This window comes from Buttiauxella sp., from assembly GCF_049686335.1.
Lineage (GTDB): Bacteria > Pseudomonadota > Gammaproteobacteria > Enterobacterales > Enterobacteriaceae > Buttiauxella.
This window is the reverse complement of record NZ_JBAVHX010000030.1, coordinates 1-18,920: the sequence shown is the minus strand read 5'-3', so window position 1 is coordinate 18,920 and position 18,920 is coordinate 1. Positions and strand designations below refer to the sequence as shown.

The window sequence follows — 18,920 nt, the reverse complement described above, 5'->3', positions numbered from 1 at the left end:
ATTCGGTTTCCCGGAAAGGGCGTTTTTCTAAGTGCTGCACTTTTGAATGTGGCAATGGTCACAAAACGCACTTAATCCAGTTAAAGCACTTTGGCGTCCATTGACAGAAAATGCACAAGTACATAGGCTCTGGTTTGGTGGTATATACCACTAAAACTAAAACCAGCACAGTGAGCCAAAAAATGAACAATTTCACTGCATTTATGGAAAGGAAAATATTGCCTCTCGCAATGAAGATCGAAGGGAATGACTACCTATCGGCGATTAAAGATGGCTTTATCCGCATTATGCCGTTCCTGATTATTGGCTCTTTCTTTTTGTTGATAGCCAATTTACCTATTCCGGGATATAGCGAATTTATTATTCGAATTTTCGGTGAACATTTTATTGGGCAACTGAATTATATTCTTGATGCCACTTATTCTGTGATGGCATTGCTGGTGGTGGTCAGTACCAGTATCAGCCTCGCAAAGCGCTGGCAGTTAAATGAAATATCCTGTGTGTTAATTTCACTGGTGGCTTTTTTAATTGTCACGCCGTTCAGAATGCCACAAGAAAATGGCGGCGCAATCACGGATGTCATTCCGACCTTTGCGCTTGGTGCGCAGGGACTTTTCCTGTCTTTAATTGTCACGCTGGTGGCGGTCCGGCTCTACAGATTGTTCAACCATCCACGGCTGATGATTTCAATGCCGGACAGCGTTCCGCCAGCGGTAGCCAATAGCTTCAGTTCACTTATTCCGTCATTTTTGATTGTTGTTATCTTCTGGCTGCTTCGTCTGGTCTTTGAAATCACACCGTTTGGTACGGCCCAGGAGATGATTTTCAAAGTGCTGCAAGCCCCGATGATGCATCTTGGTAACACGCTACCATCGCAGATGGTTGCTGAGTTCTTTGTCAGCTTCTTCTGGTTTTTCGGCCTGCATGGCGACTCTATCGTGACTGCCATCATGGGGCCAATCTGGCGTTCATTAACACTTGAAAACATGCAGGCAATGAAACAAGGGCTGCCGCCAGTCAACATCATTACCCAGCAGTTCCGCGATGTATTCTTAATTTGCGGCGGAACTGGTTTTACTCTTGCGATGCTCCTGGTGATGTTGTTCCGTGCGAAGAGCAAACGCATGCGTGAAATCGCCAAGCTTGCCTCTCCAGCTGCCATTTTTAATATTAATGAGCCAATTATATTTGGCGTTCCCATTGCCCTGAACCCGCTGTTGTTTATCCCTTTTATCATCGTTCCGGTTGTACTTTGCGTAATAACCTATAGCGCCATGGCTTTTGGCTGGCTGCCCTTGACATCCGGTCTGGAAATTCCCTGGACTACACCTATTTTCATCAGCGGTTTTTTAATCTGCGGCTGGAAAGGCATGCTGTTCCAGGCCATTAACCTCACTGTCGCGATGACAATTTATTATCCGTTCGTTATGACGCTTGATAAACAGTATCTGCGAGAAGAAAACGAGCTGGAAGAAAATATCGTTAACGAGGATGAAATAGTCCTGGAATATAAAGAAGGATTACGTAATGAATAATAAATTAAAGATAGTGACCATCGGTGGCGGCAGTTCATATACGCCAGAGATTATCGAAGGTTTTATCCAACGCTATGCAGAAATGCCGATTAAAGAAATCTGGCTCGTGGACGTAGACGCCGGACGCGAAAAGCTCGAAATTGTTGGAAACCTGGCAAAACGCATGGTTGAGGCCGCTGGCATCGACTGCCAGGTACATCTCACACTCGACAGGCGTGAAGCGCTCAAAGATGCAGATTTTGTCACCACCCAGTTGCGTGTTGGGCAGCTCGATGCACGAATTAAAGACGAACGCATTCCGTTGTCACACGGGCTGATTGGGCAGGAGACTAACGGAGCAGGTGGTCTGGCAAAAGCCCTGCGCACCATTCCGGTTATTCTGGATATCTGTCGCGACATGGAAGAACTGTGTCCGGATGCGTGGCTGATTAACTTCACCAATCCAAGCGGCATCGTGACCGAAGCGGTTATTAAGCACAGCAAAATCAAATGTGTTGGCTTATGTAATCTTTCACAGTCAATGCAGCGCATGGTGGCCGAAATTCTCGGTGTGGATAAATCTCGCTTCCTGCTGCAACTCGTTGGCTTAAACCATTTTCTTTACGGCACCCACGTCTACATGGACGGCAAAGATGTCATGCCAGACGTGCTGAAAAATCTCAAATATGACAGTGAACACAAACCGAAAAATATCCCGGATATTCCGTGGCTTCAGGAACAAATCCAGCATCTTGGTGTGATCCCTTGTCCGTACCATCAGTATTACTACGCCACCAGTGATGTGCTGGAAACGCAGCTTCAGGAATTTGAAGAACATGGAACGCGCGGGGAAGTGGTGCAAGCGGTAGAACATGAGTTATTCGAACTCTATCGAAACCCACATTTGCATGAAAAGCCAAAACAGTTAGAGCAGCGCGGTGGAGCTTATTACTCTGAAGCAGCCTGCGAGCTAATCAGCGCCATCTATAACGACAAAAATCTCCTGATGACGGTCAACGTACGTAACAACGGGGCGATTCGTTCACTCCCGGATAACGTCGCCATTGAAACGACCTGTGTTATTGGGCGCTATGGTGCCATTCCTCTTAATAACGATCCGTTGCCAGCCACCGTTTCTGGGTTGGTGTCATTAATGAAGTCGTGGGAAGAAATGGCAGTAGAGGCAGCGGTTACGGGTGATTACGGTGCAGCTTTGCAAGCGCTGACGCTGAATCCACTTGTGCCGTCAGGCAAAGTGGCAAAAGTCGTGCTTGATGAATTGCTCGAAGCACACCGTGAATATCTACCGCAATTCTTTAAGGAATAAGGATTTTTCGGCTGCGCATTCTGAAGAGGTCGCCACGGTTGTAGCTCCAGGAGTAGTTAAAAACCGTGCCGTCCTCAAGCCAGGTGCTTTCTTTGATGTGCAGCATCGGTGAGTTAACCGGGACGTCGAGTAATGCCGCCATGACGTCATCGAACAGGCTGGCTCCAACAACAGAATCGGTACCGCCCATTTTTTGTTGGCACTTCTCTTCGATGAAGGCGTAAAGCGAGTGGTTTTGCAGAACGTCGTCGTCAATGACATCGACAATCGCTAATGGAATGTAGCTGTCCTCGACCAATACGGGCACGCCATCAAACAAACGAACGCGACGGATGGCGTGAACGGGTTCGGTAGCGGAAACACTAAATTGGTTTGCGAGATAGTCACCCGCAGGTTGCTGGACATGGTAAATCAGGCGGCTGGTGATAGTGACTTTACCGCTCAGTTCTTTGGTGACGCCCAGAGCGCTGCTCTCTCCATCAGGGTTGAGAAGATACACCGGTGGAGCAAAGGCTCTGCTTACGTAGGTACCTTTGCCGACCACCTTTTTAACCAGGCCTTCCTGCTCCATTTGAGCGATGGCTTTTTGCACTGTGGCACGTGTGACCTGGTACGTTTCAGCCAGCTCACGTTCAGAAGGGATCAGGGAGCCAACCGGGTATTTAAGGTTCTGAATATCGCGCTTGAGCGTATCGCGAATAAGGATATATACCGGTTTCATGGTTCCCCCGATAGGGTTATTGGTAAGGAAAAAGCGAGCAAGTCGGCATGCTAAAGCACTTTTCCGACGCAGCGCAAGCTCCATAACAGGTGGAAAATAAACATGTTAAATCATAATCAAGCGTACTGGCAGCAAAAGGGAGCCAGTTTAACCGTCGAGGCAATTGTTGCTCAGCCTCGTTTATGGCAAGAAGGTCTCGAAAGAATAAAAGCGCGTCAGCCCGAGATTGAAGCTTTCTGGGGTAAAAGTGACGCCGGCATGCGCATTTTGATAACGGGTGCCGGTTCGTCTGTGCTGGCAGCCCAGGCAGGCGTTAACTGGTTACGTAGCGTAATACCTAACCCAATTGACGTGATTCCGGCAACTGATCTGGTACTTATGCCTGAAATCATTCAGGAGAACTGTGTGCTTGTTTCCGTAAGCAGTTCAGGTAATACACCGGAAACCGTAAAGGTGGTGGAACAAGCCCTCAGCACATATCCGAACATCCGCCATCTTGCGGTGACGAACAACGCCAATAGCCGTCTTGCACAACTTGCCGAACAGCATCCTGAAGGGCTATTTATACCGGTACCAGAAGGCACCTCGAACGGCAGTTTTGCCGCCACCTCTGAGTTTACCGTTCCCCTATGGTATCTGATGTTGCTGGTGGCTCCAGTTGGTTGGGCTGAAGCTGAAAAAGTGCTACCCGTTTTGCAGCGTGGCATGAACCACTTTTTGACTCACTATGCTGCTGATATTGAGCAGTGGGCGGCAGAGTCACGTAATAATATCGTTGCTGTGGGCTCTTTATCGCTCAAAGCCATTGCTTGTGAAACCAGCCTCAAATTACTGGAGATGGGTAACGGCAAGGTGATGACTGCATGGCATTCAATGCTGGAGTTCCGGCACGGCCCGAAATTGATCATTAATCGTGATGCGACCATCATTGGTTATCTTGCCGCATGTCCTGAAACTCGCCGCTATGACAGCGATATGATGGCTGAACTGACGCGAGAGCGCAGCGCTGCGGCTCAAGTGATTGCAATAGGTCATGATGCTTTGCCCCCTGATGGATCTACACCCGGAGATCGTTATTTTCATTTTAACGCTCCGGAGCTTGCGGATTTTCACGAATCCTGGGCTGCCTTAATCTATGTGGTTTTTGCGCAATTGGCCGGGCTCTATAGTGCTATTGAATTGGGCGTGACTCCCGATACCCCTTCCAGTGATGGTAAAGTGGCGAAGGTCGCCAAAGTTACCGTTTATTAGTCCGAAGGTGGGGCGGCAATGAGAAGGGAAGTTGCCGCCCCAGTCGGGTTCGGAATCCGACAAGGGAGACAATATTCTTCCGAAATCATCGCAGCAACGATGTTTCAAATGCTCTTCGGGATACCCCGTAAACTCTTTTTCCTGGCCTGCAAAATTGCATCGCTAGTGCGAAGTTCTTCCCAGAAAACGATCCCAATCCTTCCAGACAGGTTGTAAGCCAGAACGTGTTAACGCGGCTGCGACTTCCGTCGGTGTTCGTCCGTCATGCGGCGCAAATTGTTCAAGCTCCGGATGGTTATCGGCATAGCCGCCAGGCTGAGTTTTGGAGAATGCGCTGACGTTATTAATGGCGAGCGGAATCATATGGTCACGGAACCACGGGGATTCGCGCGTCGAAAGCGAAAGCTCCACATCATGCGACAGCAGGCGAAAGGCGCATATCACCTGCACGAGTTGGCTTTCCGTCATGATTGATGCGGGTTCAACGCCTCCCGTACACGGCCGCAAACGTGGAAACGAAATCGAATAGCGGCTTTGCCAGTAGTTTTTCTGTAACCACAGCAAGTGTTCAGCCACCATAAAACAGTCTGTGCGCCAACTGTCCGACAATCCAATCAACGCACCAAGGCCGATTTTATCTATCCCGGCACGGCCAAGCCTGTCCGGTGTTTCCAGGCGCCAGAAGAAATCCTGCTTGTTACCGCGTAAATGGTGCCGGGCGTATACCGCCTGATGGTAGGTTTCCTGATAAACCATCACGCCATCCAGCCCAAGCGTTTTCAGCTCGGCATACTCCAGTTCTTCCAGCGGCTGCACTTCCATTTGCAGCGAGCTGAACTTGTCGCGAATCGCCGGGAGATGCTGACGGAAATACTCCATTCCCACTTTGGTCTGGTGCTCCCCGGTCACCAGCAGCAAATGCTCAAAGCCCAATTTGCGAATCGCCTCGCACTCTCGTGCTATTTCTTGCTGATCCAGAGTTTTACGTTTGAGTTTGTTACTCATCGAAAAACCACAGTACGTGCAGTCGTTGGCACACAGATTCGAGAGATAAAGCGGCACGTAAAAACTCACGGTATTGCCAAAGCGCTGGCGAGTTATTTGTTGTGCCTGTTGTGCGAGAGGTTCCAGATAATGGCTGGCTGCAGGAGAAAGCAGGGCCATCAGGTCATCGCGGGTGATTTTGCGCGTGTTCAACGCTCGCTCCACATCCAGCGGCGTTTTGCTGTTGATACGTAACGTGATGTCATCCCAGTCCAGTTCACGCCAGCGATCAGTGAAGGTTTGGGCCATCACGCACCCTCCTGGCTAAACTGCAGGAAATCAGTCAATGGGCTGGACGCTTGAGCCTGCTGGTGGCGAGCCCCCAAACCAGACTGAAACGCGAGTGTTCCGGCTTCAACGGCTAAACGGAATGCCTGCGCCATCTGCACGGGACTGCGCGCCACCGCTATCGCCGTATTGACCAGCACTGCACTAGCCCCCATTTCCAGCGCTTGTGCCGCATGGCTCGGCGCGCCAATTCCCGCATCGACTACCACCGGTACCTGGGCCTGGTCGATAATGATTTCCAAAAACGCCCGGGTCTGTAAGCCCTGATTGGAACCAATGGGCGCACCTAGCGGCATGACCGCCGCACATCCAGCTTCTTCAAGCCGTTTGCACAAAACGGGATCGGCACCGCAATAAGGCAGAACGACAAAGCCCAGTTTGACGAGCTTCTCTGCTGCTTTTAGCGTTTCGATCGGGTCAGGTAACAGATAGCGAGCATCCGGATGGATCTCCAGTTTCAGCCAGTTTGTACCGAGTGCTTCACGCGCCAGTTGCGCGGCAAAAATCGCTTCTTCAGCTGTTTTGGCGCCGGAAGTGTTAGGCAGTAATTGCACACCAGATTCGAGGAGCGGCGTGAGAATAGCATCGTTATGATGACGTAAATCGACACGTTTCATCGCCATGGTTACTAATTGAGAACCCGAGGCGCGAATCGCATCGACCATGATCTCGGGTGAGGCGAATTTTCCCGTGCCCGTGAACAGGCGGGATGAGAAAGTTTTATCAGCAATCTTTAGCATATTAACCCCCGGCAATGGCCTGAAAAAGTAAGATCTGGTCACCCTCATGCAGCAAATGTGCTTCCCATTGTTCACGCGCAACGATGGTGTGATTGATGGCAAGCGCGATCCCTGGTTTTATCAGGCACAGTTGCGTGAGGAGATTGGCCAGCGTCAGGTTATCCGGGCATTCCATCGGTTCATCATTAAACTGAATGCGCATTGTGCCCTCCGCAAACCGGGCAATCTTTGGCCTTTTGCATTGTTAGGGCGCGCCAGCTGTGTTGACGGGCATCAAACAGGCGTAAAGCCCCGGTCGCTGGAGCCATGCCGCTAAGCATTTTTATAGCCTCAAGTGCCTGCAATGTGCCCATCACACCGACCACTGGGCCGATAATCCCAGCGGTCCGGCAGTTACGTTCTGGTTCATGTTCATCAGTCCAGACACAGCGATAACAGCCGTTGTCCCAGGGTGGCGTTAAAACCATGAGTTGCCCGCCAAATCCTACCGCGCTGGCGGAAATGAGCGGTTTGCTTTGGGTGACGCAAGCCGCGTTTACGGCCTGGCGCGTCGCCATGTTGTCACTGCAATCGAGAACCAGATCGGCGTTGTTGACCGCCCGACCCAGCAATTCCCCTTCAAGACGTTCACTGATGATTCGCAGATCGATATCAGGATTGAGTTGCTGAAGATGGCGCTGGGCAGCCCGCGACTTAGGCTGGTCGAGATCATGTGAGGTAAACAAAATCTGGCGTTGTAAGTTACTGATATGCACATTGTCATCGTCTGCAAGAATCAATGTGCCAACGCCAGCCGCAGCCAGATACAGCGCCGCCGGGGAACCTAAGCCACCGAGTCCGACTATCAACACTTTACTGGCGAGTAGCTTTTGCTGCCCTTCGAGTGCGATATCTTCGAGCAGCAACTGGCGGCTGTAACGCATGAAATCGTTATCATTCATCGCCAGCCCCCACCAGTGACAATAACTGAGCGGTGGCGGCTCGCCAGTCTGCGGCTTGCGTAATCGCACTAACCACGGCAACACTTCCAACGCCGGTTGCGAGCACCGCAGGAACGCGTTCAAGGCTAATCCCGCCAATCGCTACGGTGGGGTAATCGCCCAGCGTTTTGATGTGTTTCGCAAGCTGGGTTAGCCCTTGCGGGGAAGAGGGCATCTGTTTGGTATTCGTGGGAAATACATGGCCAAGAGCGATGTAGGAAGGATGCGCCCCGAGGGCGCGGTCCATTTCCATGTTGTCATGCGTGGAGAGCCCGAGGCGCAAACCCGCATCGCGTATGGCATCCAGATTTGCTACATCCATATCTTCCTGACCCAAATGCACGCCGTAAGCGCGGTGCTTTATCGCAAGCTTCCAGTAATCATTGATAAACAAGCGTGCTTCATATCGCCGGCCAATGGCGATGGCTGCTGCAATGTCAGCTTCGACCTTTTCATCATGCTTGTCTTTGATGCGTAGCTGAATGGTTCGCACACCCGCTTCGACCAGGCGTTCAATCCACTCGACGCTATCAACTACCGGATACAAGCCCAGCCGTTGTGGAACGGGGGGAAATGCTGATGGGTTCATCACACTTCCTCCTGGCGCAGGTAAATTTCGCCACCTTTGGCGCGGAACGACTGGGACATATCCTCCATACCGACTTCAATGGCTTGTCTGGCGGCGAAATCGCGCACTTCCTGGGAGATTTTCATTGAGCAGAATTTTGGCCCACACATTGAGCAGAAGTGCGCGACTTTGCCGGATTCCTGCGGCAGAGTTTCATCGTGATAAGCGCGAGCAGTGAAGGGATCGAGCGCCAGGTTAAACTGATCTTCCCAACGGAATTCGAAGCGCGCTTTTGACATGGCGTTATCGCGGATCTGCGCACCAGGATGGCCTTTAGCAAGGTCTGCGGCATGGGCCGCAATTTTGTAAGTAATCAGCCCTTGCTTAACATCTTCTTTGTTCGGCAGACCGAGATGCTCTTTCGGCGTGACGTAACACAGCATCGCGCAGCCAAACCAGCCGATCATTGCCGCGCCAATACCTGAAGTGAAGTGGTCGTAACCCGGTGCAATATCGGTCGTGAGTGGCCCAAGTGTATAAAATGGCGCTTCGTGGCAATGCTCGAGCTCTTCGGTCATGTTGCGGCGAATCATCTGCATCGGCACATGCCCAGGCCCTTCGATCATCACCTGGACATCATACTCCCAGGCAATTTTGGTCAGTTCACCCAGCGTATGCAGCTCGGAGAATTGTGCTTCATCGTTAGCATCCTGAATCGAACCCGGGCGCAGGCCATCGCCTAAAGAGAGTGAAACGTCGTAAGCCGCGCAGATTTCGCAGATTTCGCGGAAATGCTCATACAGGAAATTTTCCTGATGATGTGACAGGCACCATTTCGCCATAATCGAGCCGCCGCGCGAGACAATTCCCGTGAGGCGTTTCGCCGTCATCGGAACATAGCGCAGCAACACGCCGGCGTGAATGGTGAAGTAGTCCACGCCTTGCTCGGCTTGCTCCAGCAGAGTGTCGCGGAACATTTCCCAGGTCAGGTCTTCGGCGATGCCGTTTACTTTTTCCAGCGCCTGGTAGATTGGCACGGTTCCAATCGGTACCGGGCTGTTACGTAAAATCCATTCGCGGGTTTCGTGGATATAACGGCCCGTGGAAAGGTCCATGACCGTGTCCGCGCCCCAGCGCGTTGACCAGACCAGTTTTTCTACCTCTTCTTCGATGGAAGAGGTGACCGCCGAGTTACCTATATTGGCGTTCACTTTGACCAGGAAATTACGCCCGATAATCATCGGTTCGGATTCCGGGTGATTAATGTTAGCCGGGATAATCGCGCGTCCTGCCGCGACTTCGTCACGTACAAATTCAGCAGTGATATTTTCTGGCAGGCGAGCCCCGAAACCCTGACCCGGATGCTGGTGGCGTAACACTTCATCACGGATCCGCTCGCGTCCCATATTTTCACGAATCGCGATGAACTCCATTTCCGGCGTCACTATCCCTTTACGTGCGTAATGCAGTTGGGTGACGACTTTCCCGCTTTTTGCGCGTCGTGGCGTGAGCTGTGTTTCAAAGCGCAATTCATCCAGGCCATCATCGGCCAGACGCTCTTTGGTGTATGCCGAGCTGCGATCGGTCAGGATTTCACAGTCATCACGCTCTGTTATCCAGGTGGCGCGCAGGGGGGAAAGCCCACGCAGCACGTCGATGCTGATAGCCGGATCGCCATAAGCGCCAGAGGTGTCATAAACGGGGATGGCATCGTTAGGCGTGAATTGTGGATTTTCTTTACTGGGGCCGGTCGCGGTCGGGCTCAACTGAATTTCACGCATGGGTACGCGAATATCATCGCGAGAGCCGGTGAGATAAATACGTTGAGAATTGGGAAAAGCGGTGCCTTCCAGCGTATTGATAAAATGCTGGGCTGCGGCGCGTTGCTCGCGGCGGTTGAGTTTTTTTTCAGTAGTAGACATAGCTCATTCCAGTCGTAATCAGGAAGTGGCTTGTCAGAACAACGGAGGAGTAATGAATGTGGACCGCCCGCGCACGGGTGAACCCAAAAGCAGAATTACTCTTGTTCCCTTCGCAGGTATTAGCCTGATCAGGTTCCGCGGATCCCGAATTAACGGTCTCAGCCGGTGCTTGCGCACTCGGCACTCCGACAAGAAGATTTCCTGCATCCTTCACGCCCCAGCGGCATGGGTGCCAGGCTGAGATCTGAATTATTCAGGAAAGATGTAACCTACTCGTTAACAGCGCAGAACTCAAGCGGGGCGTGCAAGGTTGCCTGTATCGTTAGCACTGTCATTTAAATCGTGGTCGTACGCCAACTGAATGAGTTTATCTTCCAGTGAAAAACGTGATTCCAGCGCTTCACCGATGCCAGATAACGCATTCTGGAACTCAATATAGTTATCATGATCGATAGCGCTTTCGAGATGCGTATCGTAAAAATCCATGATCTGCTGGGTGTTGGCTTCCAGCTGTGGGTAAAGATGAGTGGCAGCTAAAAGTGGGCTGCTGCCTTCCATTTCACTGATAATACGTTCATAAATATTGAAATGGCCTGCAGACAGATAATCCACCAGGTTGTGGCAAAAATTATCCAACGCCTTTTCATTGAGCGCAGTATGGGATTCCTTGTTAGGCTTGATCCCAACCATATTGTAATAAGCCACCAATAATTGTTTGCGGGCAAGGAGCCATTGGTCGATTAACTCATTACTACCACCAACGCGCTCAGTCAGATTCTCTAACTGGTTAAGCATGATTGACTCCGTGAGTTATATACTCGTCATACTTCTGACTGCAGCCAACGGCCCTGCAACTCGGAATATGTAGAGTGAAAATGTAACGCAAACGTACCCAAAATTGTTAAGACCATTTGTTTATACCAGCGAACTCGGGGATGTGCACCAGGTTATGGAACGTGTGATTCAAAAGTTAGATCAGGGCTGGTTTATCGTCAGTCATGAACAAAAACTGTGGTTGCCAAAAGGTGAGCTTCCTCACGGAGTGGCTCAAGATTTCCAGCTCGATGGCGCCGTGGGGATGCCCATTGGTGAGTGGGAAAATGAACCGGTATGGCTTGTGCGACAAAATCGCCGGGCAGATATGGGTTCCGTGCGCCAGGTGATCGACCAGGATGTGGGATTGTTCCAGCTTGCCGGTCGCGGTGTGCAGTTGGCTGAGTTCTATCGTTCGCACAAATTCTGCGGCTACTGCGGGCATGAAATGTATGTCAGCAATTCCGAATGGGCGATGCTGTGTAACCATTGCCGTGAACGCTATTATCCCCAAATTTCACCGTGCATCATTGTGGCGATCCGCCGCGATGACCATATCCTGCTTGCCCAACACACACGCCATCGCGGTGGCATTTATACCGTACTGGCCGGGTTTGTCGAAGTCGGGGAAACCCTCGAACAAGCCGTGGCGCGTGAAGTGATGGAAGAGAGCAGTATTCGCGTGAAAAATTTGCGCTATGTGACTTCGCAGCCCTGGCCGTTCCCGCAATCTCTGATGACCGCATTCATGGCGGAATATCACAGTGGCGAGATACAAATCGACCCGAAAGAGTTACTCGATGCGGGTTGGTATCGCTACGACCAATTACCGTTACTGCCGCCACCAGGCACCGTAGCGCGCCGTTTGATTGAAGATACCGTCGCCCTGTGTCGTGCAGAGTATGAGTGATAAACTGGCGGAATGAATTTAGAGTTACAGCCAAAGGAAATTTAACATGACTGAACTGAAGAACGACCGTTACCTGCGGGCGCTGCAACGCCAGCCTGTAGATACCACGCCAGTATGGATGATGAGGCAGGCAGGTCGTTACTTGCCAGAATACAAAGCGACCCGTGCGCAGGCCGGTGATTTTATGTCACTGTGCAAGAATGCGGAGTTGGCTTGTGAAGTGACTCTACAACCGCTGCGTCGTTATCCGCTGGATGCGGCAATCCTCTTCTCCGACATTCTTACCGTGCCCGATGCCATGGGTCTGGGTCTTTACTTTGAAGCTGGCGAAGGCCCACGTTTTCGCTCGCCTGTCACCTGCCGCGCCGATGTTGAAAAGCTGCCTATTCCTGACCCGGAAGATGAACTGGGATATGTGATGAATGCGGTGCGCACCATTCGCCGTGAGCTGAAAGGCGAAGTACCGTTGATTGGTTTTACTGGCAGCCCGTGGACGCTGGCGACTTACATGATCGAGGGTGGCAGTAGCAAAGCGTTTACTGTTATCAAAAAGATGATGTATGCCGATCCTCAAGCGCTGCATCTGCTGCTCGATAAGCTGGCTCAAAGCGTCACGCTGTACCTGAATGCGCAAATCAAAGCGGGCGCGCAATCGGTCATGATTTTCGATACCTGGGGCGGCGTGCTGACCGGGCGTGACTATCAGCAGTTCTCGCTCTACTACATGCATAAAATTATTGATGGCCTGCTGCGAGAAAACGAAGGCCGTCGTGTTCCGGTGACTCTGTTTACCAAAGGCGGCGGGCAGTGGCTTGAAGCGATGGCTGAAACCGGCTGTGATGCGCTGGGACTTGACTGGACAACCGACATTGCCGACGCGCGTCGTCGTGTAGGCCATAAAGTCGCACTCCAGGGCAATATGGATCCATCAATGCTTTATGCGGCTCCTGCACGAATCGAAGAGGAAGTTGCATCGATTCTGGCCGGATTTGGCAAAGGCGAAGGTCATGTCTTTAACCTTGGCCACGGGATTCACCAGGATGTTCCGCCAGAACATGCCGGTGCGTTTGTGGAAGCGGTGCATCGTTTGTCGAAACCGTATCACCAATAACCTTCAGGAGAGGGAATGGATCTCGCAAGCCTACGTGAACAACAGATCGAATTGGCTTCACAGGTGTGTCGTGACGATCGCTTTGATCAAAACCCTCCCCGGTTAATCGCCGGGGCTGACGTTGGCTTTGAGCAGGGCGGTGATGTTACACGTGCCGCCATCGTGCTGTTGGCATATCCTTCCCTCGAGCTGGTTGAGTATCAGGTGGCGCGTGTTGCGACCACCATGCCTTATATCCCAGGATTCCTGTCCTTTCGTGAATATCCCGCGCTGTTAGCCGCATGGCAATTGTTGTCGCAAAAACCTGATTTGTTGTTCGTGGATGGGCATGGCATTTCGCATCCACGACGTTTAGGTGTGGCCAGCCATTTTGGCTTGCTGGTGGACGTGCCAACCATTGGCGTCGCCAAAAAACGGTTGTGTGGACGATTCGACCCTTTGCCTGAAGAACCCGGCGCATGCCATCTGCTGATTGATAAAGGGGAAATCCTTGCAACGGTGCTGCGCAGCAAGAAGCGCTGCAATCCGCTATTTATCTCTACAGGTCATCGTGTGAGCCGGGAGAGTGCGTTGCTATGGGTCAATCGCTGTCTGAGGGGCTATCGTTTACCAGAGCCGACTCGCTGGGCTGATGCCGTGGCTTCGGGGCGTCCGGCTTTCACTCGGTGGCAAGCAATTCAGGGGTGATTAAGGTAAACTGCCGCTAATATTCCGTCTTTGAGACATCGCTATGTTACAAAACCCAATCCATCTGCGTCTTGAGAAACTGGAAAGCTGGCAGCATGTCACTTTCATGGCTTCTTTATGCGAACGTATGTACCCGAATTACGCCATGTTCTGCCAGCAGACTGAATTTGGTGATCCTCAACTGTATCGCCGTATTCTCGATTTGATTTGGGAAACATTAACGGTCAAAGATGCGAAAGTTAACTTTGATAGCCAACTCGAGAAATTTGAAGAAGGCATTCCGGTTGCTGACGACTATGATCTGTACGGTGTCTACCCGGCTATCGATGCGTGCGTTGCGTTAAGCGAATTACTTCACTCACGTCTTTCTGGGGAAACTCTGGAACACGCCATTGAAGTTAGCAAGGCATCCATTACCACCGTTGCGATGTTAGAAATGACGCAGGCTGGTCGTGAAATGACCGATGAAGAGCTGCGAGAAAACCCGGCTGTGGAAGAAGAATGGGACATTCAGTGGGAGATTTTCCGCCTGCTGGCTGACTGCGAAGAACGCGATATTGAGTTGATCAAAGGGCTCCGTGCGGACTTGCGCGAGGCGGGTAGCAGCAATATTGGTATAATTTTTCAGCAGTAAGACAGCAAAACGTGACTTACAGTCCGAATTGTCACCCCTGAAGGCTTCCAATTAGCCCCCCGTCTGGTCTACATTTGTGGGGCGAAAAATAGTGGCTATCGGTGCGTGTATGCAGGAGAGTGCTTTTTTGGCATTTCCGTCGCACTCGATGCTTAGCAAGCGATAAACACATTGTAAGGATAACTTATGAACAAGACTCAACTGATTGATGTAATTGCTGACAAGGCTGACCTGTCTAAAGTACAGGCTAAAGCTGCTTTGGAATCCACTCTGGCTGCAATTACTGAGTCTCTGAAAGAAGGTGATGCTGTACAACTGGTTGGTTTCGGTACCTTCAAGGTAAACCACCGTGCTGAGCGCACTGGCCGCAACCCACAGACCGGTAATGAAATCAAAATCGCCGCAGCTAACGTGCCGGCATTTGTTTCAGGCAAAGCACTGAAAGACGCTGTTAAGTAATTAACGAGTGTCAGTGAACAGTTTTAGCAGGGGGGCGTTTTCGCCCCTTTTGTTTGTCTGGCGTCCTCTGGCTGCTCTGACAGGCACATTGCTGTTAATGGCATGCAGCAGCAAGCCTCCGATCCCGCCATTTACCGCGAGCGGTTATATTGCCGATCAGGGTGTTGTACGTATCTGGCGTAAAGACAATAGCGACGACGACAGTATTCATATGCTTACGGCGTTCAGCCCGAGGCAGAAGGGTGCAACCACCACCAGTGATTATCGGTGGCTGGGCGAACAACTTATTTCCATTGAAATGACGATTATGAGTGAACCGTCAGAGCACATAAAAGTGCGTTTTGACGATCACGGCGAACTGAGCTTTATGCAGCGCGAAGTAGACGGCCAAAAGCAGCAACTCTCCAATGACCAAATCGCCTTGTACCAATATCAGGCGAGCCAGACGAAAGCGACAAGCGAAGCATTGCGTATTGGTCGTGTTGTGTTGCGACAAGGGCGCTGGCACAGCAATGGCACCGTGACGACCTGCGAAGGTGAGACTTTCGAACCTAAACTCGACAGCGTGGCGCTCAGCCATATTACGAATCGACAACGCCATTCATCGATGGATGTCAGCATTGCGTGGCTTGAAGCACCGGAAGGTTCTCAGCTGTTACTGGTGGCGAACCAGGACTTCTGTAGCTGGCAGCCGAAGCCCGCGACATTCTAGATAAAAAAAACCGCCACGAGGGCGGTCTTTCAGAACACTTCAGGTACTACTTCGTGTTTTCACGCTCAATGGCGCGATAGCCAATGTCTGAGCGGCTAAAACTGCCATCCCAGTGGATATCCTTCATTAATTCATAAGCACGCTGCTGCGCAAGTGCTACGGTATCGCCTAATGCGGTGACACATAACACGCGTCCGCCATTGGTCACGACCATATCATCTTCACGCAGACGGGTTCCGGCGTGGAACACTTTGCCATCCGCCACTTCTTCCAACGGCAAGCCATGAATGACATCACCGTTACGGTAATCCGCAGGATAACCGCCCGCCGCCATGACGACACCCAGTGATGGACGCTCGTCCCACTTTGAGGTTGTTTCATTTAGCTTGCCGTCACATGCTGCGAGGCACAGCTCAACCAGGTCAGACTGCAGACGCAACATAATTGGCTGAGTTTCTGGATCACCGAAGCGGCAGTTAAATTCGATAACCTTTGGATTGCCTTGCTTATCGATCATCAGCCCGGCGTACAGGAACCCGGTGTAGGTATTCCCTTCAGCCGCCATACCGCGCACGGTTGGCCAGATAACCAGATCCATCGCGCGCTGGTGGACGTCATCAGTGACAACGGGAGCCGGAGAATACGCACCCATTCCACCAGTGTTCGGGCCGCTATCGCCATTCCCAACACGTTTATGATCCTGGCTGGTGGCCATTGGCAACACGTTTTCGCCGTCGACCATCACGATGAAGCTGGCTTCTTCGCCATCAAGGAACTCTTCCACTACGATGCGATGGCCAGCGTCGCCGAATGCGTTACCCGCCAGCATATCGTTTACCGCGCTTTCCGCTTCTTCCAGCGTCATCGCAACAATGACGCCTTTACCAGCGGCCAGGCCATCGGCCTTAATCACAATCGGTGCGCCTTTTTCGCGGACGTAGGCCAGTGCAGGCTCTACTTCGGTGAAATTCTGGTATTCAGCCGTTGGGATTTTATGGCGAGCCAGGAAATCTTTGGTGAAAGCCTTAGAGCCTTCTAATTGTGCTGCACCCTGAGTTGGGCCAAAGATTTTAAGGCCAGCTGCGCGGAAGGCATCCACAACACCCATCACAAGCGGCGCTTCCGGGCCAACAATCGTCAGGTCGACCTTCTCATTTTGCGCAAAGCTTAACAGCGCTGGGATATCGGTCGGGCTTATCGCGACATTCTGCAATGCCGGTTCCAGAGCCGTACCGGCATTGCCTGGTGCGACAAATACCGTGCGGACTAGTGGTGACTGTGATGCTTTCCAGGCCAGTGCGTGTTCGCGCCCGCCATTACCAATCACTAATACTTTCATATATAGAGGCTCCAGGATTAATGGCGGAAGTGGCGCATGTCAGTAAAGATCATCGCGATCCCGTGTTCGTCAGCGGCGGCGATCACTTCGTCATCGCGGATCGAACCACCAGGCTGGATAACACAACTCACGCCAACTGCTGCTGCGGCATCAATACCATCGCGGAACGGGAAGAACGCATCGGATGCCATTGCAGAGCCTTTCACTTCCAGACCTTCATCGGCTGCTTTGATACCGGCAATTTTCGCGGAGTAAACACGGCTCATCTGGCCGGCACCTATGCCGATAGTCATATTCTCACGGGCATAGACAATCGCATTGGACTTCACGAACTTCGCGACTTTCCAGCAGAACAGCGCATCACGCAGTTCTTGCTCGGTAGGCTGGCGTTTGCTGACAACGCGCAAATCGGATGCGGCCACCATGCCCAGGTCGCGGTCTTGAACCAACAGGCCGCCATTTACACGTTTGAAATCCAGACCTGAAACGCGCTGCTGCCACTGCCCGCAAGTCAGTACACGAACGTTTTGTTTCGCGGCGGTAATCTTTAACGCTTCTTCACTGGCTGAAGGGGCAATAATCACTTCAACAAACTGGCGGGAGATAATGGCCTGCGCAGTTTCGGCGTCCAGTTCACGGTTAAACGCGATGATGCCGCCGAAGGCGGAAGTCGGATCGGTTTTGTAAGCACGATCGTAAGCATCTAATAAGGAATCGCTAACAGCCACGCCGCAAGGGTTAGCATGTTTCACGATAACGCAGGCGGGTTCGCTAAACTCTTTTACGCATTCCAGTGCCGCATCGGTATCGGCAATGTTGTTATAAGAAAGCGCTTTGCCCTGAACTTGCGTTGCGGTCGCGACGGAGGCTTCTTTAATTTCTTCTTCTATATAGAAGGCAGCTTGCTGGTGGCTGTTTTCGCCGTAACGCATATCCTGCTTCTTAATGAAGTTCAGGTTGAGCGTGCGAGGGAAACGACCGGAAGCTTCTTTGCTCTCACCATGATAAGCAGGGACCAGGCTACCGAAGTAGTTGGCAATCATGCTGTCGTAAGCTGCGGTGTGTTCGAAAGCCTTAATCGCCAGGTCGAAACGAGTATCGAGGGTCAGAGAGCCTTCGTTAGCATCCAGCTCATTGATAATCGCCTGGTAGTCGCTGCTCTTAACGACGATTGCTACATCTTTATGGTTCTTCGCAGCGGAGCGCACCATGGTTGGGCCGCCGATATCAATATTCTCTACCGCATCTTCCAGAGAGCAGCCTTCGCGGGCAACGGTTTGAGCAAACGGATACAGATTGACGACAACCATATCGATTGGGGAGATAGCGTGTTGTTCCATGATGGCATCATCCTGACCGCGACGACCCAGAATGCCGCCGTGGACTTTTGGATGCAGGGTTTTGACGCGTCCATCCATCATCTCCGGGAAGCCGGTGTAGTCAGAGACTTCAGTTACCGGCAGGCCAGCATCAGCCAGCAGACGAGCGGTTCCGCCTGTAGAAAGCAGTTCCACACCACGTTGGGAGAGTGCCTGGGCGAATTCGACGATACCGGCTTTGTCAGAAACACTGAGCAGAGCGCGGCGTACAGGACGACGTTGTTGCATGGTTTGATCCCTTAGCTTTGGTTCGCATATAGAAGAGCGTTAGCTGAATTTTAGTTATTTCCCCTAAAACTCAGCTAACGCCCCAAAACGGGGCGTCCTTTTAATGCGGGTGCATTGTAGCGAAAACGTTTGCGTCGCGCTCGCAAAATTTGGGTCTTCATCACGATTGTGGATAACTTTGTGCACAACTGCGTATAAGGCGGGGTTTTGCTGGGGATTGCAGCAGTCAGTCAAATTACTGCATATTTGGGGTTGCAGCCTCAGCAGAACTCCCTATAATGCGCCTCCATCGA

The 18,920-nt window shown here is 51.7% G+C and carries 19 protein-coding genes and 1 riboswitch; of the genes, 9 read left to right on the top strand and 10 right to left on the bottom strand.

Annotated features, from left to right (window positions below; genetic code table 11):
• Positions 1–182: 182 nt before the first annotated feature.
• Complete coding sequence (locus WBL83_RS18200; RefSeq protein WP_424590452.1) at positions 183–1,535, top strand: PTS sugar transporter subunit IIC; 1,353 nt, start codon at positions 183–185, stop codon at positions 1,533–1,535.
• Positions 1,528–2,841, top strand: a complete 1,314-nt coding sequence (locus tag WBL83_RS18195) for a 6-phospho-beta-glucosidase (RefSeq protein WP_424590451.1) — start codon at positions 1,528–1,530, stop codon at positions 2,839–2,841. The genes WBL83_RS18200 and WBL83_RS18195 overlap by 8 nt, the downstream gene beginning before the upstream one ends.
• Here WBL83_RS18195 and WBL83_RS18190 read toward each other — a convergent pair.
• On the bottom strand, positions 2,831–3,562 hold the full coding sequence (locus WBL83_RS18190; RefSeq protein ID WP_424590450.1) for a GntR family transcriptional regulator: 732 nt from the start codon (positions 3,560–3,562) through the stop codon (positions 2,831–2,833). The genes WBL83_RS18195 and WBL83_RS18190 overlap by 11 nt on opposite strands.
• 102 nt (positions 3,563–3,664) lie before the next feature.
• On the opposite strand from WBL83_RS18190, the gene WBL83_RS18185 reads away from it, so the two are divergent.
• The gene (locus WBL83_RS18185) at positions 3,665–4,813 is read left to right on the top strand and encodes an SIS domain-containing protein (RefSeq protein WP_424590449.1); all 1,149 of its coding nucleotides are present in this window, start codon (positions 3,665–3,667) and stop codon (positions 4,811–4,813) included.
• A 162-nt stretch (positions 4,814–4,975) separates the two neighbouring features.
• Here the strand turns inward: WBL83_RS18185 and thiH are convergent, their stop codons facing one another.
• From thiH to rsd, 7 genes are all read right to left on the bottom strand, one after another.
• Entirely contained in the window at positions 4,976–6,106 is a 1,131-nt protein-coding gene (gene thiH / locus WBL83_RS18180) for a 2-iminoacetate synthase ThiH (protein WP_424590458.1), read from the bottom strand.
• Entirely contained in the window at positions 6,106–6,885 is a 780-nt protein-coding gene (thiG, locus tag WBL83_RS18175) for a thiazole synthase (RefSeq protein WP_424590448.1), read from the bottom strand. Before thiG ends, thiH begins: the two co-directional genes overlap by 1 nt.
• A 1-nt stretch (position 6,886) precedes the next feature.
• Complete coding sequence (gene thiS, locus WBL83_RS18170) at positions 6,887–7,087, bottom strand: sulfur carrier protein ThiS (RefSeq protein ID WP_424590447.1); 201 nt, start codon at positions 7,085–7,087, stop codon at positions 6,887–6,889.
• Positions 7,071–7,826 carry a HesA/MoeB/ThiF family protein gene (locus WBL83_RS18165; RefSeq protein ID WP_424590446.1) on the bottom strand — a complete coding sequence of 252 codons (756 nt, stop codon included), beginning with the start codon at positions 7,824–7,826 and terminating at the stop codon, positions 7,071–7,073. The genes thiS and WBL83_RS18165 overlap by 17 nt, the downstream gene beginning before the upstream one ends.
• On the bottom strand, positions 7,819–8,454 hold the full coding sequence (gene thiE, locus WBL83_RS18160; protein ID WP_424590457.1) for a thiamine phosphate synthase: 636 nt from the start codon (positions 8,452–8,454) through the stop codon (positions 7,819–7,821). The genes WBL83_RS18165 and thiE overlap by 8 nt, the downstream gene beginning before the upstream one ends.
• Positions 8,454–10,355, bottom strand: coding sequence for a phosphomethylpyrimidine synthase ThiC (gene thiC / locus WBL83_RS18155; RefSeq protein ID WP_424590445.1), 1,902 nt, complete (start codon positions 10,353–10,355; stop codon positions 8,454–8,456). The genes thiE and thiC overlap by 1 nt, the downstream gene beginning before the upstream one ends.
• Positions 10,356–10,443: 88 nt before the next feature.
• Positions 10,444–10,553, bottom strand: a riboswitch (TPP riboswitch).
• Positions 10,554–10,646: 93 nt separating this feature from the next.
• Positions 10,647–11,150 carry a sigma D regulator gene (rsd, locus tag WBL83_RS18150; protein WP_424590444.1) on the bottom strand — a complete coding sequence of 168 codons (504 nt, stop codon included), beginning with the start codon at positions 11,148–11,150 and terminating at the stop codon, positions 10,647–10,649.
• A 154-nt stretch (positions 11,151–11,304) separates the two neighbouring features.
• Here rsd and nudC point away from each other — a divergent pair, with 154 nt between their 5' ends.
• The 6 genes from nudC (at position 11,305) to WBL83_RS18120 (ending at position 15,681) form a co-directional block, all read left to right on the top strand.
• Positions 11,305–12,078, top strand: a complete 774-nt coding sequence (gene nudC / locus WBL83_RS18145) for an NAD(+) diphosphatase (protein ID WP_424590443.1) — start codon at positions 11,305–11,307, stop codon at positions 12,076–12,078.
• Positions 12,079–12,124: 46 nt separating this feature from the next.
• Complete coding sequence (hemE, locus tag WBL83_RS18140; protein WP_424590442.1) at positions 12,125–13,189, top strand: uroporphyrinogen decarboxylase; 1,065 nt, start codon at positions 12,125–12,127, stop codon at positions 13,187–13,189.
• A 15-nt stretch (positions 13,190–13,204) separates the two neighbouring features.
• Positions 13,205–13,876, top strand: coding sequence for a deoxyribonuclease V (gene nfi, locus WBL83_RS18135; protein WP_424590441.1), 672 nt, complete (start codon positions 13,205–13,207; stop codon positions 13,874–13,876).
• A 43-nt stretch (positions 13,877–13,919) separates the two neighbouring features.
• Positions 13,920–14,510, top strand: coding sequence for a YjaG family protein (locus tag WBL83_RS18130; protein ID WP_424590440.1), 591 nt, complete (start codon positions 13,920–13,922; stop codon positions 14,508–14,510).
• 186 nt (positions 14,511–14,696) lie between these two features.
• Entirely contained in the window at positions 14,697–14,969 is a 273-nt protein-coding gene (hupA, locus tag WBL83_RS18125) for a nucleoid-associated protein HU-alpha (protein ID WP_032615913.1), read from the top strand.
• A gap of 13 nt (positions 14,970–14,982) precedes the next feature.
• Complete coding sequence (locus WBL83_RS18120) at positions 14,983–15,681, top strand: DUF1481 domain-containing protein (RefSeq protein WP_424590439.1); 699 nt, start codon at positions 14,983–14,985, stop codon at positions 15,679–15,681.
• Between the two features lie 46 nt (positions 15,682–15,727).
• On the opposite strand, the gene purD is transcribed toward WBL83_RS18120, so the two are convergent.
• Together purD and purH are read right to left on the bottom strand one after the other, a co-directional pair.
• Positions 15,728–17,020 carry a phosphoribosylamine--glycine ligase gene (gene purD / locus WBL83_RS18115; RefSeq protein WP_424590438.1) on the bottom strand — a complete coding sequence of 431 codons (1,293 nt, stop codon included), beginning with the start codon at positions 17,018–17,020 and terminating at the stop codon, positions 15,728–15,730.
• Between the two features lie 17 nt (positions 17,021–17,037).
• Entirely contained in the window at positions 17,038–18,627 is a 1,590-nt protein-coding gene (gene purH / locus WBL83_RS18110; RefSeq protein ID WP_424590437.1) for a bifunctional phosphoribosylaminoimidazolecarboxamide formyltransferase/IMP cyclohydrolase, read from the bottom strand.
• Positions 18,628–18,920: the final 293 nt, after the last annotated feature.